The sequence below is a fragment of the Polaromonas sp. YR568 genome (assembly GCF_943371715.1).
Lineage (GTDB): Bacteria > Pseudomonadota > Gammaproteobacteria > Burkholderiales > Burkholderiaceae_C > Polaromonas.
In genome coordinates this window covers 86,956-104,881 of record NZ_CALRVW010000009.1, presented here as the reverse complement: position 1 = coordinate 104,881, position 17,926 = coordinate 86,956, and the positions used below count along the sequence as shown (strand labels likewise).

General features: G+C 64.4%; 19 protein-coding genes. 12 read left to right on the top strand and 7 right to left on the bottom strand.

What is annotated here, in order from left to right; genetic code table 11:
• The first annotated feature begins 156 nt into the window (after positions 1-156).
• Positions 157-885: a 16S rRNA pseudouridine(516) synthase gene (locus AAG813_RS09025; RefSeq protein WP_341914136.1), complete on the top strand. Its 729-nt coding sequence runs from the start codon at positions 157-159 to the stop codon at positions 883-885.
• An 82-nt stretch (positions 886-967) separates the two neighbouring features.
• On the opposite strand, the gene AAG813_RS09020 is transcribed toward AAG813_RS09025, so the two are convergent.
• A complete protein-coding gene (locus AAG813_RS09020) occupies positions 968-1,747 on the bottom strand; it encodes an alpha/beta hydrolase (protein WP_341914067.1) in 780 nt (259 codons plus the stop codon).
• A 94-nt stretch (positions 1,748-1,841) separates the two neighbouring features.
• Between AAG813_RS09020 and AAG813_RS09015 the strand changes: the two genes are divergently transcribed.
• The 10 genes from AAG813_RS09015 (at position 1,842) to AAG813_RS08970 (ending at position 12,215) form a co-directional block, all read left to right on the top strand.
• Positions 1,842-2,831, top strand: coding sequence for a YncE family protein (locus tag AAG813_RS09015; protein ID WP_341914064.1), 990 nt, complete (start codon positions 1,842-1,844; stop codon positions 2,829-2,831).
• Positions 2,832-3,030: 199 nt separating this feature from the next.
• Complete coding sequence (locus AAG813_RS09010; RefSeq protein WP_341914134.1) at positions 3,031-3,798, top strand: polysaccharide deacetylase family protein; 768 nt, start codon at positions 3,031-3,033, stop codon at positions 3,796-3,798.
• 4 nt (positions 3,799-3,802) lie between these two features.
• Positions 3,803-4,771, top strand: a complete 969-nt coding sequence (locus AAG813_RS09005) for a sterol desaturase family protein (RefSeq protein ID WP_341914062.1) — start codon at positions 3,803-3,805, stop codon at positions 4,769-4,771.
• 146 nt (positions 4,772-4,917) lie between these two features.
• The gene (locus tag AAG813_RS09000; RefSeq protein WP_341914060.1) at positions 4,918-5,844 is read left to right on the top strand and encodes an EI24 domain-containing protein; all 927 of its coding nucleotides are present in this window, start codon (positions 4,918-4,920) and stop codon (positions 5,842-5,844) included.
• Between the two features lie 16 nt (positions 5,845-5,860).
• The gene (locus AAG813_RS08995) at positions 5,861-6,685 is read left to right on the top strand and encodes a molybdopterin-binding protein (protein ID WP_341914058.1); all 825 of its coding nucleotides are present in this window, start codon (positions 5,861-5,863) and stop codon (positions 6,683-6,685) included.
• Between the two features lie 235 nt (positions 6,686-6,920).
• Positions 6,921-8,336 carry a type I glutamate--ammonia ligase gene (glnA, locus tag AAG813_RS08990; RefSeq protein WP_300571601.1) on the top strand — a complete coding sequence of 472 codons (1,416 nt, stop codon included), beginning with the start codon at positions 6,921-6,923 and terminating at the stop codon, positions 8,334-8,336.
• Between the two features lie 148 nt (positions 8,337-8,484).
• On the top strand, positions 8,485-9,006 hold the full coding sequence (locus AAG813_RS08985; RefSeq protein ID WP_341914054.1) for a hypothetical protein: 522 nt from the start codon (positions 8,485-8,487) through the stop codon (positions 9,004-9,006).
• Positions 9,007-9,022: 16 nt separating this feature from the next.
• On the top strand, positions 9,023-10,129 hold the full coding sequence (gene glnL, locus AAG813_RS08980; RefSeq protein ID WP_341914052.1) for a nitrogen regulation protein NR(II): 1,107 nt from the start codon (positions 9,023-9,025) through the stop codon (positions 10,127-10,129).
• 48 nt (positions 10,130-10,177) lie between these two features.
• The gene (ntrC, locus tag AAG813_RS08975) at positions 10,178-11,725 is read left to right on the top strand and encodes a nitrogen regulation protein NR(I) (RefSeq protein WP_341914050.1); all 1,548 of its coding nucleotides are present in this window, start codon (positions 10,178-10,180) and stop codon (positions 11,723-11,725) included.
• Positions 11,726-11,951: 226 nt separating this feature from the next.
• A complete protein-coding gene (locus tag AAG813_RS08970; RefSeq protein WP_341914048.1) occupies positions 11,952-12,215 on the top strand; it encodes an HNH endonuclease signature motif containing protein in 264 nt (87 codons plus the stop codon).
• A 50-nt stretch (positions 12,216-12,265) separates the two neighbouring features.
• On the opposite strand, the gene xth is transcribed toward AAG813_RS08970, so the two are convergent.
• From xth to AAG813_RS08940, 6 genes are all read right to left on the bottom strand, one after another.
• Complete coding sequence (gene xth, locus AAG813_RS08965) at positions 12,266-13,048, bottom strand: exodeoxyribonuclease III (protein ID WP_341914045.1); 783 nt, start codon at positions 13,046-13,048, stop codon at positions 12,266-12,268.
• The gene (locus AAG813_RS08960; protein WP_341914043.1) at positions 13,045-13,539 is read right to left on the bottom strand and encodes a dihydrofolate reductase; all 495 of its coding nucleotides are present in this window, start codon (positions 13,537-13,539) and stop codon (positions 13,045-13,047) included. The genes xth and AAG813_RS08960 overlap by 4 nt, the downstream gene beginning before the upstream one ends.
• Entirely contained in the window at positions 13,536-13,940 is a 405-nt protein-coding gene (fosX, locus tag AAG813_RS08955) for a FosX/FosE/FosI family fosfomycin resistance hydrolase (protein WP_341914041.1), read from the bottom strand. The genes AAG813_RS08960 and fosX overlap by 4 nt, the downstream gene beginning before the upstream one ends.
• A gap of 8 nt (positions 13,941-13,948) precedes the next feature.
• Positions 13,949-14,779 carry a thymidylate synthase gene (locus AAG813_RS08950; RefSeq protein ID WP_341914039.1) on the bottom strand — a complete coding sequence of 277 codons (831 nt, stop codon included), beginning with the start codon at positions 14,777-14,779 and terminating at the stop codon, positions 13,949-13,951.
• A 62-nt stretch (positions 14,780-14,841) separates the two neighbouring features.
• Positions 14,842-16,254: an FAD-binding oxidoreductase gene (locus tag AAG813_RS08945; RefSeq protein ID WP_341914037.1), complete on the bottom strand. Its 1,413-nt coding sequence runs from the start codon at positions 16,252-16,254 to the stop codon at positions 14,842-14,844.
• Positions 16,255-16,261: 7 nt separating this feature from the next.
• Complete coding sequence (locus tag AAG813_RS08940; RefSeq protein ID WP_341914035.1) at positions 16,262-16,648, bottom strand: DUF2069 domain-containing protein; 387 nt, start codon at positions 16,646-16,648, stop codon at positions 16,262-16,264.
• 33 nt (positions 16,649-16,681) lie between these two features.
• Between AAG813_RS08940 and AAG813_RS08935 the strand changes: the two genes are divergently transcribed.
• Positions 16,682-17,896 carry a YihY family inner membrane protein gene (locus AAG813_RS08935; RefSeq protein WP_341914033.1) on the top strand — a complete coding sequence of 405 codons (1,215 nt, stop codon included), beginning with the start codon at positions 16,682-16,684 and terminating at the stop codon, positions 17,894-17,896.
• Positions 17,897-17,926 lie beyond the last annotated feature (30 nt).

The window sequence follows — 17,926 nt, the reverse complement described above, 5'->3', positions numbered from 1 at the left end:
GATGCTTTGGCTGCGCGGCACGGCGTGCCGGAATCCGTTGCATCGATCGGGAAAAGCTTACCCAGACGCCCGGCCGGCCCCTGAAAGCCGACGGGCTGTTGCGCGGTAGGCCGGGACCGTGTCCGGCCCGGCGACAATAGGCACATGGCAAAAAACATGCAACTGCAGGACATTCTTTTCTCCCAGGGGTTTGGCACGCGGCGCGTCTGCGCCGGCCTGATTCAACAGGGTTTTGTGGCGGTAGCCGGCGTCCCCTGTACGGAGCCAGCTATGGATTTTGTAGCGGAGGGACTGAGGTTCACGGTCCAGGGCGTGGACTGGGAATACCACGAGAAGGCCTATCTGATGCTGCACAAGCCGGCCGGCTACGAGTGTTCGCAAAAACCCAGTACCTACCCGAGCATTTACACCCTGCTGCCGGCGCCGATTCGCCAGCGCGGCGGCGGGGCGGCGGCCGGGGTGCAAGCGGTCGGGCGGCTGGACCAGGACACCACAGGCCTGCTGCTGCTGTCGGACGACGGCAAGTTCATCCACCGCATGAGTTCACCCAAGCACCATGTGCCCAAGGTGTACGAGGTCACAGCCAAACACCCGGTCGATGACAAGCAGGTTGCCAAGCTGCTGGCGGGCGTGGTGCTGGACGATGACCCGAAGCCGGTGCGCGCCGCCGCCTGCGAAAAAACCGGCGATCAGACCCTGCGCCTGACGCTCACCGAGGGCAAGTACCACCAGGTCAAACGCATGATTGCGGCGGTGGGCAACCGGGTGGAAGACGTGGCGGGCCTGCACCGTTCACGCATCGGGTCGCTGGATCTGCCGGCCGACCTGAAACCCGGCCAGTGGCGCTGGCTGACGGCGCAGGATCTGGCGGCCATTGCCGGCTGACTGCCAGAACCCCCGTGTCCGATGGTGGAAAGTGCCTCTGGCGCTTGTCTGACGGGCGTTGATAGCTATTGAATCGATAGCGTTACGGCAACCGCTGCAGGAAAGCGGCAACTGCTTCCAGCGTCCTCTCCGGCTGGTCGCGCTGCGGCGAATGGCCGCACTCGGGTAGCCGCAGTTGCACGGTCTGCGGCGCGGCCAGCGCCAGCTCGTCGAGCTGCGCCAGCGTGCCGTATTCATCACCCAGTCCCTGGATGGCCAGCAGCGGTGCGCGGATGCGCCGGCAGTCGGGCCGGATGTCAAAGCTGCGAAAGCCGGGCGACAGCCAGACATCGTTCCATTGCCAGAAGGCGCTGTCCACATCGGCGTGGTGGCGGGCCAGCTTTTCCCTCAATCCGCCCGACTCAAAGGCCGCTGTCGCTTCACCAATCGCCTGCACGGCGACATCCTCGACCATCAAATGCGGCGCCATGACGATGACGGCGCTCACCGGATGTCGGCTGGCGTGGAGCAGGGCGATGCTGGCGCCGTCCGAATGGCCCAGCAGCACGGGCCGGGCGATGCCCTGGCTGGCCAGCAGGGCCGGCAACACCTCCCAGGCTTCGCGGTGCATGTAGTCGGGCGCCAGCCGGCCGGCGCCGCGCACATCGGGCACCGGGTCGGAACGGCCATAGCCGCGCCGCGAATAGAGCAGGCCGGCGCGGCCTGTGGCCTGGCAGAGCGCTTCTGGCCAGCTGCGGCCGCGCTGGGTCCACAGACTGACCGAGCCCAGGCCTTCGTGCAGGAAAACAAGCGGCGCCAGGCCGGCCGATCCGGCGATGTGTTGTACTTCAAGCCGTGTGCCGGCGATCTCTGTCAAATTCATCACCGGATCGTAAGGGATGTAAGCGGACCGGGCCCCTGGCGCGTTATGAAAAGCCTGCCGGTAAACTTGCCGGTTGTCCGAAGAAAGCCCTTGCGTGAATTTCCCCCTCCGTTTGTTTGCCGCCGTCCTGTGCACCTGGCTGGGCGCAGCCGCTGTCCCGGCCCTGGCCCAGACCTCGACCATGCCCCTGCTGGTGCTCAATTCGCTCAGTGACAGCGTCAGCGTGATCAATCCGGTCGACTGGACGGAAACCCGGCGCATCCCCACCGGCAAGCAGCCGCACCATCTGTACCTCACGCCTGACGAAAAATCGGTGATCGTGGCCAACGCGCTGTCGGACACGCTGACCTTCATCGACCCCCGGACCGCCGAGGTCCAGCGCGTGGTGCGCGGCATCATCGACCCCTACCACCTGCGCTTTTCGCCCGACATGAAGTGGTTTGTCACGGCGGCCAACCGGCTCAACCACATCGACATCTACCGCTGGGACGGCACCGATGTCACCCTGGTCAAACGTATTCCCACCGGCAAGACGCCCAGCCATTTGTGGATCGACAGCAAAAGCACCACGGTGTATTCGTCGATGCAGGACAGCGACGAGCTGATCGCGATCGACCTGCCGACCCAGACCATCAAGTGGCGCACGCCGACCGGTTCGGTGCCCGCCGACGTGTTCGGCACGGCCGACGACAAGTTCCTGCTGGTCGGACTGACCGGCAGCGACTCGGTCGAGGTCTATGACGTGAGCGGCAAGCAGCCGCAGCGCAGCCGCCTCATCAAGACCGGCGCGGGTGCGCATGCCTTTCGCGCGCTGGGCGACGGCCGCCATGTGCTGGTCAGCAACCGCGTGGGCAACAGCATCAGCAAGATCGACCTGCAGACCATGGCCGTGGTGGACGTGTACCCGGCGCCCGGCGGGCCCGACTGCATGGATGTCTCGCGCGACGGCAAATTCATTTATGTCACGTCGCGCTGGGCGCGCAAACTCACGGTGATCGACATGGCCAGCCGCAAGGTGGTGCGCCAGGTCAATGTTGGAAAGAGCCCTCATGGTGTCTGGACGCTGGATCACGCCCCTAGATAAGCCCCCACGGTTGCTCACTGCGAGCCTGCGGCAACTCCCTGCACCTGGCACAGAGAAAGGGGCCGCAGCGCCTGCGGCCCGGCAAAGCCGGACCCGCGGCCCCGGCTTGAAGGGGAGGGCTCTGCGACCGTTCGTTGCGCTATTGATTGCTACGTTTTTCATAGCTTCTGGTGCCCGACCCGCTTGGGCTGAAGGCTGTCTGGATGCGCAAGGCAAGCCCGGCAAGCCGGTGTACCTGACGCTGGACACCGGCCACATGGAGGTGGCGCCGCTGATCGCGGACATTCTCAACAAGCACCAGGTCAAGGTCACTTTTTTTGCCGCCAACGAGCGCACAAAAACCGGGGACGGCAGCCTGGGCGCGGCTTGGGCGCCCTGGTGGAAGGCGCGCGCCGCCGAGGGCCATGAATTCGCTTCCCACACCTGGGACCACAGCTACTGGCGCGCCGACCTGCGGCCGGCGGCGGGCGGGCCGACGCAATTCCGGATCAAACCCTCGGCCGGCCCGTCCGAGGGTCGGGAGTTCACCTGGACGGCCGCGCAGTACTGCGAAGAGATCGGCCGTTCCAGCACGCGGCTGGAGGCCATCACCGGCAAGAAGCCGCTGCCGTTGTTCCGCGCGCCGGGCGGCAAGACCTCGCCGGCCTTGCTGGCGGCGGCCAAAGCCTGCGGTTATGAACATGTGGGCTGGTCGCCCGCCGGTTTTCTGGGCGACGAGCTGCCCAGCGGCCCCTACCCCAACGACCTGCTGCTGAAAAAGGCCTTGCGCGACATCCGGCCGGGCGACATCCTGCTGGCCCACCTCGGCATCTGGTCACGCCAGGACCCGTGGGCTCCAGCCGTGCTGGAGCCGCTGATTGTCGGGTTGAAGGAACGCGGCTTCTGTTTTGCGACGCTGCGCGAGCACCCGCGTTACCAGGCCTGGGTCGCCAGCACCCGGCCCGCCACCGCGCCCGCGGCAAAATAGCACCATGGACAGTTTGATCAACGGGGTGAGCAACGGCTTTTCTGCCATGCAGCAATGGCTGTTCGAGGCCGTGGTGCAGCCGGTCCTGTTCGCGCTGGGCCTGGCCAACTTTCTCGAGGACGCTTTCGTGGGGACGGCCTGGTTCATGGTCGGCGTTATCCAGATCCTGGTGCTGCTGGTGGTGTTCGGACCGCTGCAGCGCTGGCGGCCGGTGGAGCCGGTGCAGGACCGCGCCACCGTCCGCACCGACATCCTCTACACCCTGATCCACCGGCTGGGCCTGTTCCGCATTGCCCTGTTTCTGACGCTGGAGCCGGTGTTTGACGAACTGTTCGGTGTGCTGCGCACCGCCGGCTACGGCACCTTTCACCTCGACCAGCTCTGGCCCGGCGTGACCGATGGCGCGGTGGTCAGCTTCCTGATCTACCTGGTGGCGTTTGACTTCCTGGGCTACTGGATTCACCGCGGCCAGCACCAGCTGGATATCTGGTGGCGCCTGCACTCGCTGCACCACGCGCAGCGCCAGATGACGATGTGGAGCGACAACCGCAACCACCTGCTCGACGACATCGCGGTTGACTGCCTGCTGGTGCTGGCTGCGCAGCTGATCGGTGTGGCGCCCGGCCAGTTCATCGCCATCGTGGCCCTGACCCAGCTCAGCGAAAGCCTGCAGCATGCCAATGTCCGGCTCTGGTTCGGACAGGTGGGTGAGCGCCTGTGGGTCAGCCCGCGTTTTCACCGGATGCACCACAGCATAGGCATCGGCCACGAGCCGGCGGGCAACAACACGGCCCGGGGCCACAACTTCGGGGTGTTGCTGCCCTGGTGGGATGTGTTTTTCGGCACCGCCAACTTCGAACATCGTTACGACCCGACCGGCATACGCGACCAGGTCGAGCAGTCGCGCGACTACGGCCGCGGTTTCTGGTCGCAGCAGTGGGTGGGGCTGAAGCGTCTAGTCGGAAAAGCTTAAACCACCCCCGTCCAGGCTCACTGCGTGTAGCCTGTTCCCCCCTCAAGGGGGCGGCGCCTGCGGTCTGGCAAAGCCAGTCCCGCGGCCCCAGCTGGTTCCGCCCACTGAACGTGGGGCTCTACATACAGCGGGGCTACACTGCTTTCATGAACAAGCTTCTTGATTCGTTCTGGCGGGCGACGATGTACTGCCTGCACCCACGGGTGATTGCGCTGTCGTTTCTGCCGCTGATCATCATGGTCGTCATCTCGCTCGGGCTGGGCTATTTTTTCTGGGAAGACGCCCTGGCCGCCGTGCGCAGTGGCCTGGAAAGTTATGAGCTGCTGAGCACCATGGTGCGCTGGCTGGAGGGCCTGGGGCTGGGCAACCTGCGCGTGGTGCTGGCGCCGGCGCTGCTGCTTTTCATGGCGATTCCCGTGATCGTGATTGCCGCGCTGCTGTTTGTCGCGCTGCTGATGACACCGGCCATGGTGGCGCTGGTGGCCGAGCGCCGCTTTCCGCTGCTGGAGCGAAAAAAAGGCGGCTCGCTGCTGGCCAGTCTGGCCTGGTCGCTCAGCTCGACCCTGTTGGCTGCCATCGCGCTGGTCGTCTCGATGCCGCTGTGGCTGGTTCCGCCGCTGATATTGATTCTGCCGCCGCTGATCTGGGGCTGGCTGACCTACCGGGTGATGGCCTACGACGCGCTGGTCGATCATGCGAGTGCCGAAGAACGGCGCGAACTCTTTCGCCGCCACCGCGGCAGCCTGCTCGGCATCGGCGTGCTCAGCGGCTACCTGGGCGCCGCGCCCAGCTTGATCTGGGCCTCTGGGGCGATGTTTGTCGCCATGGCGCCCATCCTCGTGCCGGTGGCGATCTGGATCTACACCCTGGTGTTTGCCTTTTCATCCCTCTGGTTTTCCCACTACTGCCTGGCGGCGCTGGAGCAGCTTCGCAAGCAGAACAATGCCCTGGCCCCCGACCCCCTTGCGCAAGATGCTATTGAAACGATAGCGGATGACCTGCTGCTGCAAGGCCCTGCGGGGCCTGCACCGACCCTGGGCGCGCCGGGTGGCCAGCCCGGTTCCCTTCCATGACTTTCCGGTTTTTTCCATGACCACACACTTCGGACTCATCATCGTCGGCGACGAAATCCTGTCGGGCAAACGCGTCGACAAACACCTGCCCAAGGTCATTGAACTGCTGGCCGCGCGCGGCCTGCCGCTCAGTTATGCCGACTACGTGGGCGACGACCCTGATCGCATCACGGCCACCCTGGCGCATGCCTTCGCCGCCGCCCGCGCCACGGGCGATGTCGTTTTCTGCACCGGCGGCATTGGCGCGACACCGGACGACCACACCCGCCAGTGCGCCGCACGCGCGCTGGGGGTGGAGCTGGCGCTGCACCCCGAGGCCGAACGCCTGATCCGGGAGCGCATGCAGGACATCGCCAGGGAGCAGGGCGTGCCTTATGAGCCGGACCGGCATGACAACATCCACCGCCTGAACATGGGCATGTTTCCGGCCGGCGCTGCCATCATTCCCAACCCCTACAACAAGATCCCGGGTTTCAGTGTGCAGGTGGGGGCGGGCGCCGTCCACTTCGTCCCGGGTTTCCCCGTCATGGCCTGGCCGATGATGGAGTGGCTGCTGGACACGCACTATGCCGGCTTGCACCAAAAATTGGCTTACACGGAAAAGTCGGTGATCGTGATGGGGTCGATGGAGGCCGCTTTGACACCACTGATGCTCGACATCGAGGCCAACCACAGCGGGGTCAAGGTGTTCAGCCTGCCCAGCGTGGACCACCCCGAGTACGGTCGCCACATCGAACTGGGCGTGAAGGGCGCGCCGGACGCGGTCAACGCGGCCTACCCGGCCTTGCTGGCGGGCCTGCACACTTTTAATGCCAAGCTGGGCCCTGAATTGGTGCGTTGAAAGATTGCACCGATACGGTGCAAATGCATATCGCACTTATTTGGTGCGCCAACTTTCTCGCGGCTTTTGCGGTTTTGCCGGTCCGGCGCCACCCAAACAGGGGCCGGATGACGGCACAATCAGGGGCTTGGCCTTAAATCACCGGCAAACACCCGCGAGGGCGGTTTGGCACAAAAAGTGCATTCGACCACGCCGAAACAATTTTTTAACCACCATCCAGCAACAGGAGATTCTGATGGCAAAGACCGTCGCAGACGTCATGAAAATGGTCAAGGAAAACGAAGTCAAGTTTGTTGACTTCCGTTTTACCGACACCCGGGGCAAAGAGCAGCACGTGACCGTGCCGGTGTCCCACTTTGACGAAGACAAATTCACTTCGGGCCATGCCTTTGACGGATCTTCTGTTGCAGGCTGGAAAGGCATTGAAGCTTCCGACATGCAGTTGATGCCTGACCCGAAGACGGCCAACATCGACCCGTTCTTCGAAGAAACCACGCTCTTCATGAGCTGCGACGTGCTGGAACCCAGCGACGGCAAGGCCTACGACCGCGACCCGCGCTCCATTGCACAGCGCGCCGAGGCCTACCTCAAGGCTTCCGGTCTGGGCGACACCGCCTATTTCGGTCCCGAGCCTGAATTTTTCATCTTCGACGACGTGCGCTGGAACACCGACATGTCGGGCACCTTCTTCAAGATCGAAGAGTACGAAGCCCCCTGGAATTCGGGCGCCAAACTCGAAGGCGGCAACCGCGGCCACCGTCCGACCGTCAAGGGCGGTTACTTCCCGGTGCCACCGGTCGACAGCACGCAGGACATGCGCGCCGAGATGTCCCTGATCCTCGAATCGCTGGGCATCCCGGTTGAAGTGTTCCACCACGAAGTGGCCGGTGCCGGCCAGAACGAGATCGGCACCAAGTTCAGCACGCTGGTGCAGCGCGCCGACTGGACGCAGATCCTCAAGTATGTGGTGCAGAACGTGGCCAATGCCTACGGCAAGACCGCCACCTTCATGCCCAAGCCCATCGTTGGCGACAACGGCTCCGGCATGCACGTGCACCAGTCGATCTGGAAAGACGGCAAGAACCTGTTTGCCGGCGACGGCTACGCCGGCCTGTCCGACTTCGCGCTGTACTACATCGGCGGCATCATCAAGCACGCCCGCGCGCTCAACGCCATCACGAATCCCGGCACCAACAGCTACAAGCGCCTGGTGCCTGGTTACGAGGCGCCGGTCAAGCTGGCTTACTCGGCGAAAAACCGCTCGGCTTCGATCCGCATTCCTTACGTCGCCAACCCCAAGGGCCGCCGTATCGAAGCGCGTTTCCCCGATCCACTGATGAACCCCTACCTCGGCTTCTCGGCCCTGATGATGGCCGGTCTCGATGGCGTGGAAAACAAGATCCATCCGGGCGAAGCCGCCACCAAGGACCTGTACCATCTGCCGCCCGAGGAAGATGCGAAAGTGCCAACCGTGTGTCACAGCCTGGACCAGGCGCTGGACTGCCTCGATGTGGGCCGCAGCTTCCTGACCAAGGGCGGTGTGTTCACTGATTCCATGATCGACGCCTACATCGAGCTGAAAATGGGCGAGGTCACGCGTCTGCGCCAGGCCACCCACCCGATCGAGTTCGACATGTACTACTCACTGTAATTTTTTACAGTCTGTGGTCAAAAAAGGACGGCGAAAGCCGTCCTTTTTTATTGGGTCGCATGGTTATCTGGTAGCCCATTTTGCTTTTTGACACGTTTGCGGGATACTGACAGACCGTCCTTGCCCTAACAGGCGCTTGGGGTTACGCATGAAACCTACAGTACTTCTTTCAATTTCCACCCTTCTTCTCGCCAGCAGTGTCTCTGCCGCGTTCGCGCAGGAGCGCATCTACCGCTGCGGCGGCAAGGAAGGCGCTGCGCCCGAATACATCAACAATGCCAGGGATGCGCAGTCGCGGGGTTGCCGGCAGATTGAAGGCGGCAATGTGACGGTGGTCCAGACCCTGCCGCAGAGCCGGCCTGCTGCGGTGCGTGTGGCTGCCGCGGCGCAGGCATCACCCGCCGCCAGCAACGACGCGCAACGCGCCCGGGACAGCGACACACGCGCCATCCTGGAGTCCGAACTCAAAAAGGCCGAGCTCCGGCTCGCCGAGCAGCAAAAAGAGTACAACAACGGCCAGCCGGAGAAGCAGGGCATCGAAGGGCGCAATTACCAGCGCTACCTCGACCGTGTCGCTGAAATGAAGGAAAGCATCGCCCGCCACGAAAGCGACATCGCCGGCCTGAAGCGTGAAATTTCCCGTTTGCCGGTAAACACCGTCCGTCAGTAAGCCGTTCTGCGTCAGAATGGAAGGCTTGAAAAAGCCTACTCCCACTCTTTCCGCGCCCGCGGCCGCTCCGGCCATCCCCCGTTTCCAGTCCTTTGACCTGCTGGCCACACTGGTCGCCGTGGTGCGTACCAACGGTGTGGTGGTGTTTGCCAACGCGGCGCTGGAAGACGCGCTGGGCACCTCGCGCCGTACCATCGAAGGCTCCCAGCTCCCGGACTGCTTCACCGAGCCGGCCATCCTGCACAACGCACTCGAAGGCGCCGGCAGCAATGAATTTGCCGCGCTGCGTTACGACGCCTGGCTCAAGCCGCTGAACCGTGAACCCATGCCCGTGCATGTGGTGGTGGCGCAGACCGACACACCGGGCGAGGCCATCGTGGAGCTGCTGCCGCTCGAGCAGCAGGCCAAGCAGGACCGCGAAGAGCGCCTGATCGACCAGGCGCAGGCCAACAAGGAGCTGATCCGCAACCTGGCGCACGAGATCAAGAACCCGCTGGGCGGGATTCGTGGCGCGGCGCAACTGCTGCAGATGGAGATCGAGTCCAGGGAGCTGACCGAGTACACCCAGGTCATCATCCATGAGGCCGACCGCCTGCAGTCCCTGGTGGACCGCCTGCTGGCACCGCACCGCCGGCCGCATCTGGTGGGCGACGTCAACATCCACGAGGTCTGTGAACGGGTGCGCTCGCTGATCCTGGCCGAGTTCCCCAAGGGCTTGCGCGTGATGCGCGACTACGACATCTCGATTCCCGACTTTCGCGGCGACCGCGAGCAGCTGATCCAGGCCGTGCTCAACATCGCGCACAACGCCGCGCAGGCGCTCGCCGAGCGTATTGCCGCGGGGGACGCGCAGATCACTTTCAGGACAAGAATTGCCCGGCAGGTAACTTTTGGCAAGCAGCGTTATCGCTTGGCATTGGAATTGCATGTTATCGACAATGGACCGGGTGTTCCGGACTCCATCAAGGACCGCATCTTCTATCCCCTGATCTCGGGGCGCGAAGGCGGTTCCGGACTGGGGCTGACATTGGCGCAAACCTTTGTTCAGCAACATCACGGCTTGATCGAGTGCGAGAGTGTCCCCGGCCGCACGGACTTCAAGTTGCTGATACCTCTGCCTTGACGTCCGTTGTCTTTCACGGATAACCGGTCTTACCAAAGGGACGAGAACATGAAACCGATCTGGATTGTGGACGACGACCAGTCCATCCGGTTTGTGCTGGAAAAAGCCTTGCTGCGCGAGGGCCTGCCAACGCGCAGTTTCACCAACCCGCGTGAAGTGCTCAGCGCGCTGGAAACCGCCACCGAAGAAGACGGCCCGCAGATCCTGGTCAGCGACATCCGCATGCCCGGCGGATCGGGGCTGGACCTGCTCGAGAAGGTCAAGGAAAAACTGCCCGGCCTGCCGGTCATCATCATGACGGCCTTCTCCGACCTGGACAGCGCCGTGTCGGCCTTCCAGGGTGGTGCTTTCGAGTACCTGCCCAAGCCGTTCGACCTGCCGAAGGCGGTCGAGCTGATCCGCCGCGCCGTCGAGGAAAGCCAGCGCGAGGAAGTGGCCGAGGAACGCATGGCCGCCACGCCCGAGATGCTGGGCCAGGCGCCGGCCATGCAGGACGTGTTCCGCGCGATCGGCCGGCTGAGCCAGAGCATGGTGACGGTGATGATCACCGGCGAGTCCGGCTCCGGCAAGGAACTGGTGGCGCGTGCCTTGCACAAACATTCGCCGCGCGCCAACGGCCCGTTTGTGGCCATCAACACCGCCGCCATCCCGAAAGACCTGCTCGAGTCCGAACTGTTTGGCCATGAGCGCGGCGCCTTCACCGGCGCGCAGACCATGCGCCGTGGCCGCTTCGAGCAGGCCGACGGCGGCACGCTGTTTCTCGACGAGATCGGCGACATGCCGTTTGACCTGCAGACGCGATTGCTGCGTGTTCTCAGCGACGGCAACTTCTACCGTGTCGGCGGCCACAACGCGGTCAAGACCAATGTGCGCGTGATTGCCGCGACCCACCAGGACCTGGAGCAGCGCGTCAAGGAAGGCGGTTTCCGGGAAGACCTGTTCCACCGCCTCAACGTGATCCGCCTGCGCCTGCCGGCGCTGCGCGAGCGGCGCGAAGACGTGTTCATGCTGACGCGCCACTTCCTGCAGCAAAGCGCCAAGCAGCTCGGAGTGGAGCCCAAGCGCATTTCCGATGCGGCTTTGCAGCAACTGAGCACCTTCAGTTTTCCCGGCAATGTGCGCCAGCTCGAGAACATCTGCCACTGGCTCACCGTGATGGCGCCGGCCCAGGTCATCGAAGCCAAGGACCTGCCGCCCGAGGTGCTGGGCGCGGTGCCCGAACCGGGGCGGTCGCCGGTGCTGGTCGAAGGCGGAACGGCACCGCAGCGGCCGCTGTCCGTGCCGGCCGAGTTGCCGCGGGCTGCGGCGGCAGACGTTTCGCATGGCGGCGCCGCAGTGCCGCTTGCGGAGGCTGGCAGCCCGCCCGCGACAGCCAGCGGCAGCAGCACCTGGGAAAGCGGGCTCGAAGCCGAGGCCATGGCCTTGCTGGCGACCGGTCGCAGCGACGTGTGGGATGTGCTGACCCGGCGCTTCGAGTCCAAGCTGATCCAGACGGCGCTGCTCAACACGCGCGGGCGCCGCATCGAAGCTGCGCAGAAGCTGGGCATAGGCCGCAACACCATCACGCGCAAAATCCAGGAACTGAATTTAGAGTGAACACGGCCCCCACGGTCGCTCACTGCGTGTAGCGCCCGAGCCTTGCAGGCCGCGGCTCGCGGGACGCTTCGCCTCTGTCGCCTGTCCAAAGCTGCTCAAACAGCTTTGGAGCCGCAGGCTCCAGCCCCAAGGGAGCCGCTGCGCCTGCGGGCCGGCAAAGCCGGACCCGCGGCCCCGGCTGGATTGAAGAGCCCTACGCTAGCATCTCGTGATTTAAAGTCCTGCCATGAGCCGTTTAGCACTGACCCGCGACAAGATCTACAAAACCGTGGCGCGCCAGCTGCATGGCCAGGTGCCGTGCTGGGTCTGCGGCCAGCATGTGTTGCCGGCCGCTGCCACGCTGGAGCACATCCGGCCCCTGAGCGAGGGCGGCAACAGCCACGCGGAGAACCTCGCCATCAGCCATGAAGTCTGCAACGGCCAGCGGCATGCGCTGGGGAAGGTGGCTGAATCACCCCAGTCGCCCGGGCAGGTGTTGCGCCGACTTTAGATAAAAATGTGCCGAAGCCCCTGACTGGCGGTCGCTTGAAGCTATGTTATTTATAGCAGATCGAACTCGGCGATCACCGGCACATGGTCGCTGGGCCGCTCGTTTTTGCGCGGCAGCTTGTCGATCACGCAGCCCTTCACCGCAGGTTTGAGCGTGTCACTGACCAGGATGTAGTCAATGCGCAGGCCGCGGTTGCGGCGGAAGGCGAACTCGCGGTAGTCCCACCACGAGTAACTTTTTTCCGGCTGCTCGAACAGGCGGAAGGCGTCGTGCAGGCCCAGCCCCAGCAGCGCTTTCAGGTGCTCGCGCTCTTCGGTCGTGTGGTGGATGGTTTCGCGCAGGCCTTCGGCGTCATAGGTGTCGCGGTCGTCCATCGTGATGTTGAAGTCACCGACCACCACCAGCCTGGGGTGGGCCGCGAGTTCTGCCTTGAGCCAGCTGCGCAGGCCGTCGAGCCAGCGCATCTTGTACTCGAACTTGTCGGTGCCCGGCGCCTGGCCGTTGACGAAATAGCCGTTGACCAGCCGCAGCTCGCCCTGCGGTGTGTCCAGCGTGGCGGCAATCACGCGCGACTGCTCGTCGCTGAACCCGTTGATGTTCTTGACGATGTCGCGCGGCGGCGTGCGGCTCAGGATGGCCACGCCGTTGTAGGTCTTCTGCCCGAAAACGGCGCATTGGTAACCGGCGGCTGCCAGCGCCTCCAGCGGAAACTTGTCGTCACTGAGTTTGAGTTCCTGCAGGCACAAGGCATCGACCGGGTTGGCGGCCAGCCAGTCGAGCACCTGCGGCAGACGCACCGCCAGCGAGTTGACATTCCAGGTCGCGATTTTCATGGGCGTTCCAGCGTAACAAAACTGTAGGGCAGGCCGCTTGCGGCCAAGTGGTCATGGCGGGCGGTTTCGCGCCAGCCAGGGCCAAGCGTTGGGGCGTGGGCGTCGCCGTCAACATCCCCGGCAATCTCGGTGACTTCGATGCGGCTGGCCAGCGGCTCGGCCTGCGCGTAAATCTGCGCACCGCCGATGACCCAGACCTCGGGCGCAGCGCCGGTCAACTCCAGGGCTTCTTCGAGGCTGCCGACGCGCTGCGCGCCTTCGGCCTGCCAGTCCGCTTGCCGCGTGATCACGATGTTGGTCCGTCCCGGCAGCGGGCGGAATTTCGGTGGCAGCGAGTCCCAGGTCTTGCGGCCCATGAGGACCGGGCAGCCCTGGGTCAGCTGCTTGAAGTGCGCCAGGTCTTCCGGCAGATGCCACGGCATGGTGCCGTCCTTGCCGATGACGCCGTTGGCTGCGCGGGCGTAGATGAGGTTGATGCGGGGAGATTTCATGCGTTGTACTGCCTGAGCCGTTCTTCCAGGGTTCCTGTGTGCAGCTCAAACAGGTGATTGTCGAAATCGTGAAAATAAAGGGATTGGCCTTCGCCGGGGATGCGCGGCCGCGCCGGCCTAACCTCTGCCCCCAAGGCGCGAAGCCGGGCTTCAAAGCCGGGCAGCTCTCCGGCTTCCACCTTCAAGGCCAGGTGCTGGTAGCTGCGTTCGGCCGGCGGCTCGCCCTCCATGGCAGCCAGCCAGATGTCGCCGAGCATGAAAAATTTCTCCCGTGACAGCGAAAAATTCCTGGCCTTGCTGTCGTAGACCTCTTTCGCACCCAGGCCCTGGCAAAGAAACCGCGCCATGCGATCCAGGTCGCGCACAATGAAGGTGATGTGGCTGACGCCCTGGATAGCCATCAAGGCCCCTAAACCGCGACCGGCGCCTTGATCGCCGGATGGTGTTCGTACTCGAGGAACTCGAAGTCTTCGAACTCGTAATCAAAGATTGAAGCGGGCTTGCGCTTGATGTTGAGCGTCGGGTAGGGGAAGGGCGCGCGGCTCAGCTGCAGCGCCACCTGCTCGGCGTGGTTGCTGTAGATGTGGCAGTCGCCGCCGGTCCAGATGAAATCGCCGACGTCCAGGTCGCACTGCTGCGCCACCATGTGGGTGAGCAGGGCATAGCTGGCGATGTTGAAGGGCACGCCGAGGAAAATGTCGGCGCTGCGCTGGTAGAGCTGGCAACTGAGCTTGCCCTTGCCACCCGGCTCGGTGGCCGGGGCCACGTAGAACTGGAAAAACGCGTGGCAGGGCATCAGCGCCATCTTGGAAAGATCGGCCACGTTCCAGGCGCTGACGATGATGCGGCGCGAGTCGGGGTTGGTTTTCAGGGTCTGGATGACCTCGGCGATCTGGTCGATGTGGCCGCCGTCCGGTGTCGGCCAGCTGCGCCACTGCACACCGTAGACCGGGCCCAGGCTGCCGTCTTCGCGCGCCCACTCGTCCCAGATGGTGACGCCGCGCGCCTTCAGCCAGTTGTTGTCGCTCGAGCCCTGCAGAAACCACAGCAGCTCATGCACGATGGACTTGACGTGGACCTTTTTGGTGGTCACCAGCGGAAAGCCTTCGTTCAGGTCGAAACGCATCTGGTAGCCGAACACGCTTTTGGTGCCGGTGCCGGTGCGGTCGGCCTTGAACACGCCGTGGGTGTCCACATGGCGCATGAAATGTTCGTACTGGGAGCGGATAGGGCGTGTCATGGAGGCAACCTGTCGGCTGGAGCCGGAAAAAGGAGGCGGCAAGGCCGCCGTGCAGCTTTTGATTATGCCCGCAGCACCCGCCCCGGGTTCATCAGGTTCTCGGGGTCCAGCCCGCGCTTGATGGCCCGCATCAGGCCCAGCGCGACCGGTGATTTGTGCTGCTCGAGCTTGTCGAGTTTGAGGCTGCCGACACCGTGTTCGGCCGAGATCGAGCCACCGAAGGCCTGCACCGAGTCGTAGACCAGGGCATTGACGTTTTCTTCCTGCTCGCGCAGAAACGCGGCCGCGTCGCCTTCGGCCGGGGCCTGCACGTTGTAGTGCAGGTTGCCGTCGCCGAGGTGGCCGAAGTTGACCAGGCGCACGCCCGGGATGGCTTTTTCGAGCAGCTCGTCGGTGACGCGCACAAACTCGGGAATCAGCGACACCGGCACCGAGATGTCGTGTTTGATGTTCAGGCCTTCCTCGGCCTGCGCCAGCGGAATGCTTTCGCGCACATGCCAGAGCTGGTGCGCCTGCTGCAGGTTTTCCGCGACCACTGCATCGGTGACGCAGCCGTCTTCCATGGCGGTTTCCAGCAGGCGTTCGAACTGCTCGCGCGCATGGCTTTCCGACTCGTGGTCGGAGTTTTCCAGCAGCACGCAAAATGCCGTTTCCTCGTACAGCGGCACGCGCTGCTGCTTGAAGTGTTTGGCCACCAGGCCCAGCGCAAACTGGCCCATCACTTCAAACCCGGTCAGGCCCGCGCCCAGGTGGCGATGCGCCAGCCCGAGCAGCGTGACGGCGGCGTCCATCGACGGTACGGCCGCCCAGGCGGTGAGCTGCGCGGCCGGCATGGGGTAGAGCTTCATGGTCGCGGCCGTGATGATGCCCAGCGTGCCTTCACTGCCGATGAACAGGTCGCGCAGGTCGTAGCCGGTGTTGTCCTTGCGCAGGCCCGAGAGGCCTTCCCAGACCTCGCCCTGCGCGGTGACGACTTCCAGCCCGAGGCAGAGGTCGCGCGCATTGCCGTAACGCACGACCTGTGTGCCGCCGGCGTTGCTGCCAAGGTTGCCGCCAATCGTGCAGCTGCCTTCGGCGGCCAGGCTCAGCGGAAACAGGAAGCCGGCTTTCTCGGCCGTTTCCTGCAGGGTCTGCAAAATGCAGCCGGCCTCGACCGTCATGGTCAGGTTGGCGCTGTCGACGGCGCGCACCGCGTTCATGCGCTGCAGGCTCAGCACCACCTGGCGGCCGGAGGCGTCGGGTGTCGAGCCGCCGACCAGGCCGGTGTTGCCGCCCTGCGGCACCATGGACACGCCGGCCGCGGCGCAGGCCCGGACGACGGCGGCCACCTGCGCCGTATCGGCCGGGCGAACCACGGCCAGCGCCTTGCCGCGCGCGCGTTTGCGCCAGTCCAGCTCCCAGGCCGAGAGGTCGCCCCCGGTCAGCACGTGGGCGTCGCCGACGATGGCGCGCAAGGCATCGAGAATCTTGTCCATAGGTTTGTCAGGCAGCCGGTTGGATGGTTTTTGCGCCGTTTTTCAGGCGGATGCGCACATGCAGGGCGCAGGCGGTGAACAGCAGCAGGCACAGCGCCACTTCAATCATGGCCAGGTAGTTGCCGGGCGGCTTGTCGCTCCAGGCGCGCACCGCGCCCTCGGTGAAATACAGCCAGACCATCAGGCTGAGCCAGCGGTAGGTGTACATGCGGTTTTTCAGCAGGCCGGCCAGCGGAAAACACAGCGGCAGCACCTTCAGCGCCAGCAGCGAGCCGCCCGGCCGCAGCGGCGCCAGCCACATCTCCCAGGCCAGGCCGAGAATGATCAGGGCGGTCAGGCTGCCCACGGCCAGCCAGCGTGTGGCGTCTATCTGTGTTGTTTTGGTTATGGTCATGTTGATGCTTGTGTCGATGGCATGATACCGGGGATGAAATTCCAGCAGTCCCTGCAGCAGTTATTGACGGAGCTGTCCCACTTCCCCTGGCGCGACACCGCCATCACGCTGCGCCAGCGCTTCCGCGACGACCACATGGGCCTGACGGCCAGCAGCCTGACCTTCACCACCAGCATCGCGCTGGTGCCGTTTTTCACGGTGGCGCTGGCCATCTTCACCGCCTTTCCGATGTTTTCCAAGTTGCAGGGCGCGCTGCAGGTGTGGCTGGTCAACAGCCTGATTCCCGACAACATTTCGCGCCAGGTACTCGGCTACCTGACCCAGTTCGCCAAACAGGCCAACAAGCTCGGTGTCGCCGGCCTGGCGGTGCTGCTGGTCACAGCGATTGCCATGATCCTGACGATAGACCGCACGCTCAATGGCATCTGGCGCGTGAAGAAGCCGCGACCGCTGGCCCAGCGCGTGCTGATTTACTGGGCCGCCATCACGCTGGGCCCGCTGGTGCTGGGCGCCAGCCTGGCGGTGACGTCGTATGTCATCTCCGGCTCACGCGGCGTGGTGGGTGACATGCCGGGCGGCGTGCGCGTGTTGCTGGACGTGCTGCAGTTTTTCCTGCTCGCCGGCGGCATGGCGGCGCTGTACCGTTATGTGCCGAACACTTTTGTGCGCTGGGGCCACGCCTGGGCCGGCGGCCTGTTTGTCGCGGCGGGCATCGAGCTGGCCAAGAAGCTGCTGACGCTGTACCTGAGCAGCGTGCCGACTTATTCGCTGGTGTACGGCGCGTTTGCCACCTTGCCGATTCTGCTGGTCTGGATTTACGTGGCCTGGGTCATCGTGCTGATGGGCGCGGTGATTGCCGCCTACCTGCCCAGCCTGCTCGCCGGTGTGGCGCGCCGCGGCAGTGCGCATGGCTGGCAGTTCCAGCTGGCGGTGGAACTGCTGCAGCAACTGCACCGGGCGCGCAGCACCACGCGCATCGGGCTGGAGGCCTCCGAGCTGGCCAAGGCGCTGCAGGTGGACGTGTTGCAGCTCGAACCGGTGCTGGAGACCCTGATGGCGCTGGACTGGATAGGCCAGTTGACCGACCCGGAGGACGAACACGAAGCGCGTTACCTGCTGCTGGCCGATCCGGCCTCCACCGCGCTGGAGCCGCTGATGGCGCAGCTGCTGCTGAGCCAGGACCCGTCCATGAAAAATTTATGGGAAAACGGGCATTTCTCGGCGCTGCGCCTGCGCGACGTGTTATGAAAATGATAGCGGCCTGGGCGCCGGCCGAGC

What these genes read in the sequence shown, in the direction of transcription:
- xth (WP_341914045.1), bottom strand. Translation starts at nt 13,048, where the DNA reads ATGAAAATCGCGACCTGGAATGTCAACTCGCTGGCGGTGCGTCTGCCG.
- AAG813_RS08970 (WP_341914048.1), top strand. Translation starts at nt 11,952, where the DNA reads ATGAGCCGTTTAGCACTGACCCGCGACAAGATCTACAAAACCGTGGCG.
- AAG813_RS08995 (WP_341914058.1), top strand. Translation starts at nt 5,861, where the DNA reads ATGACCACACACTTCGGACTCATCATCGTCGGCGACGAAATCCTGTCG.
- glnA (WP_300571601.1), top strand. Translation starts at nt 6,921, where the DNA reads ATGGCAAAGACCGTCGCAGACGTCATGAAAATGGTCAAGGAAAACGAA.
- glnL (WP_341914052.1), top strand. Translation starts at nt 9,023, where the DNA reads ATGGAAGGCTTGAAAAAGCCTACTCCCACTCTTTCCGCGCCCGCGGCC.
- AAG813_RS09005 (WP_341914062.1), top strand. Translation starts at nt 3,803, where the DNA reads ATGGACAGTTTGATCAACGGGGTGAGCAACGGCTTTTCTGCCATGCAG.
- AAG813_RS09020 (WP_341914067.1), bottom strand. Translation starts at nt 1,747, where the DNA reads ATGAATTTGACAGAGATCGCCGGCACACGGCTTGAAGTACAACACATC.
- AAG813_RS08950 (WP_341914039.1), bottom strand. Translation starts at nt 14,779, where the DNA reads ATGACACGCCCTATCCGCTCCCAGTACGAACATTTCATGCGCCATGTG.
- AAG813_RS08985 (WP_341914054.1), top strand. Translation starts at nt 8,485, where the DNA reads ATGAAACCTACAGTACTTCTTTCAATTTCCACCCTTCTTCTCGCCAGC.
- fosX (WP_341914041.1), bottom strand. Translation starts at nt 13,940, where the DNA reads ATGGCTATCCAGGGCGTCAGCCACATCACCTTCATTGTGCGCGACCTG.
- AAG813_RS08945 (WP_341914037.1), bottom strand. Translation starts at nt 16,254, where the DNA reads ATGGACAAGATTCTCGATGCCTTGCGCGCCATCGTCGGCGACGCCCAC.
- AAG813_RS08940 (WP_341914035.1), bottom strand. Translation starts at nt 16,648, where the DNA reads ATGACCATAACCAAAACAACACAGATAGACGCCACACGCTGGCTGGCC.
- AAG813_RS08960 (WP_341914043.1), bottom strand. Translation starts at nt 13,539, where the DNA reads ATGAAATCTCCCCGCATCAACCTCATCTACGCCCGCGCAGCCAACGGC.
- AAG813_RS09025 (WP_341914136.1), top strand. Translation starts at nt 157, where the DNA reads ATGCAACTGCAGGACATTCTTTTCTCCCAGGGGTTTGGCACGCGGCGC.
- AAG813_RS08935 (WP_341914033.1), top strand. Translation starts at nt 16,682, where the DNA reads ATGAAATTCCAGCAGTCCCTGCAGCAGTTATTGACGGAGCTGTCCCAC.
- ntrC (WP_341914050.1), top strand. Translation starts at nt 10,178, where the DNA reads ATGAAACCGATCTGGATTGTGGACGACGACCAGTCCATCCGGTTTGTG.
- AAG813_RS09000 (WP_341914060.1), top strand. Translation starts at nt 4,918, where the DNA reads ATGAACAAGCTTCTTGATTCGTTCTGGCGGGCGACGATGTACTGCCTG.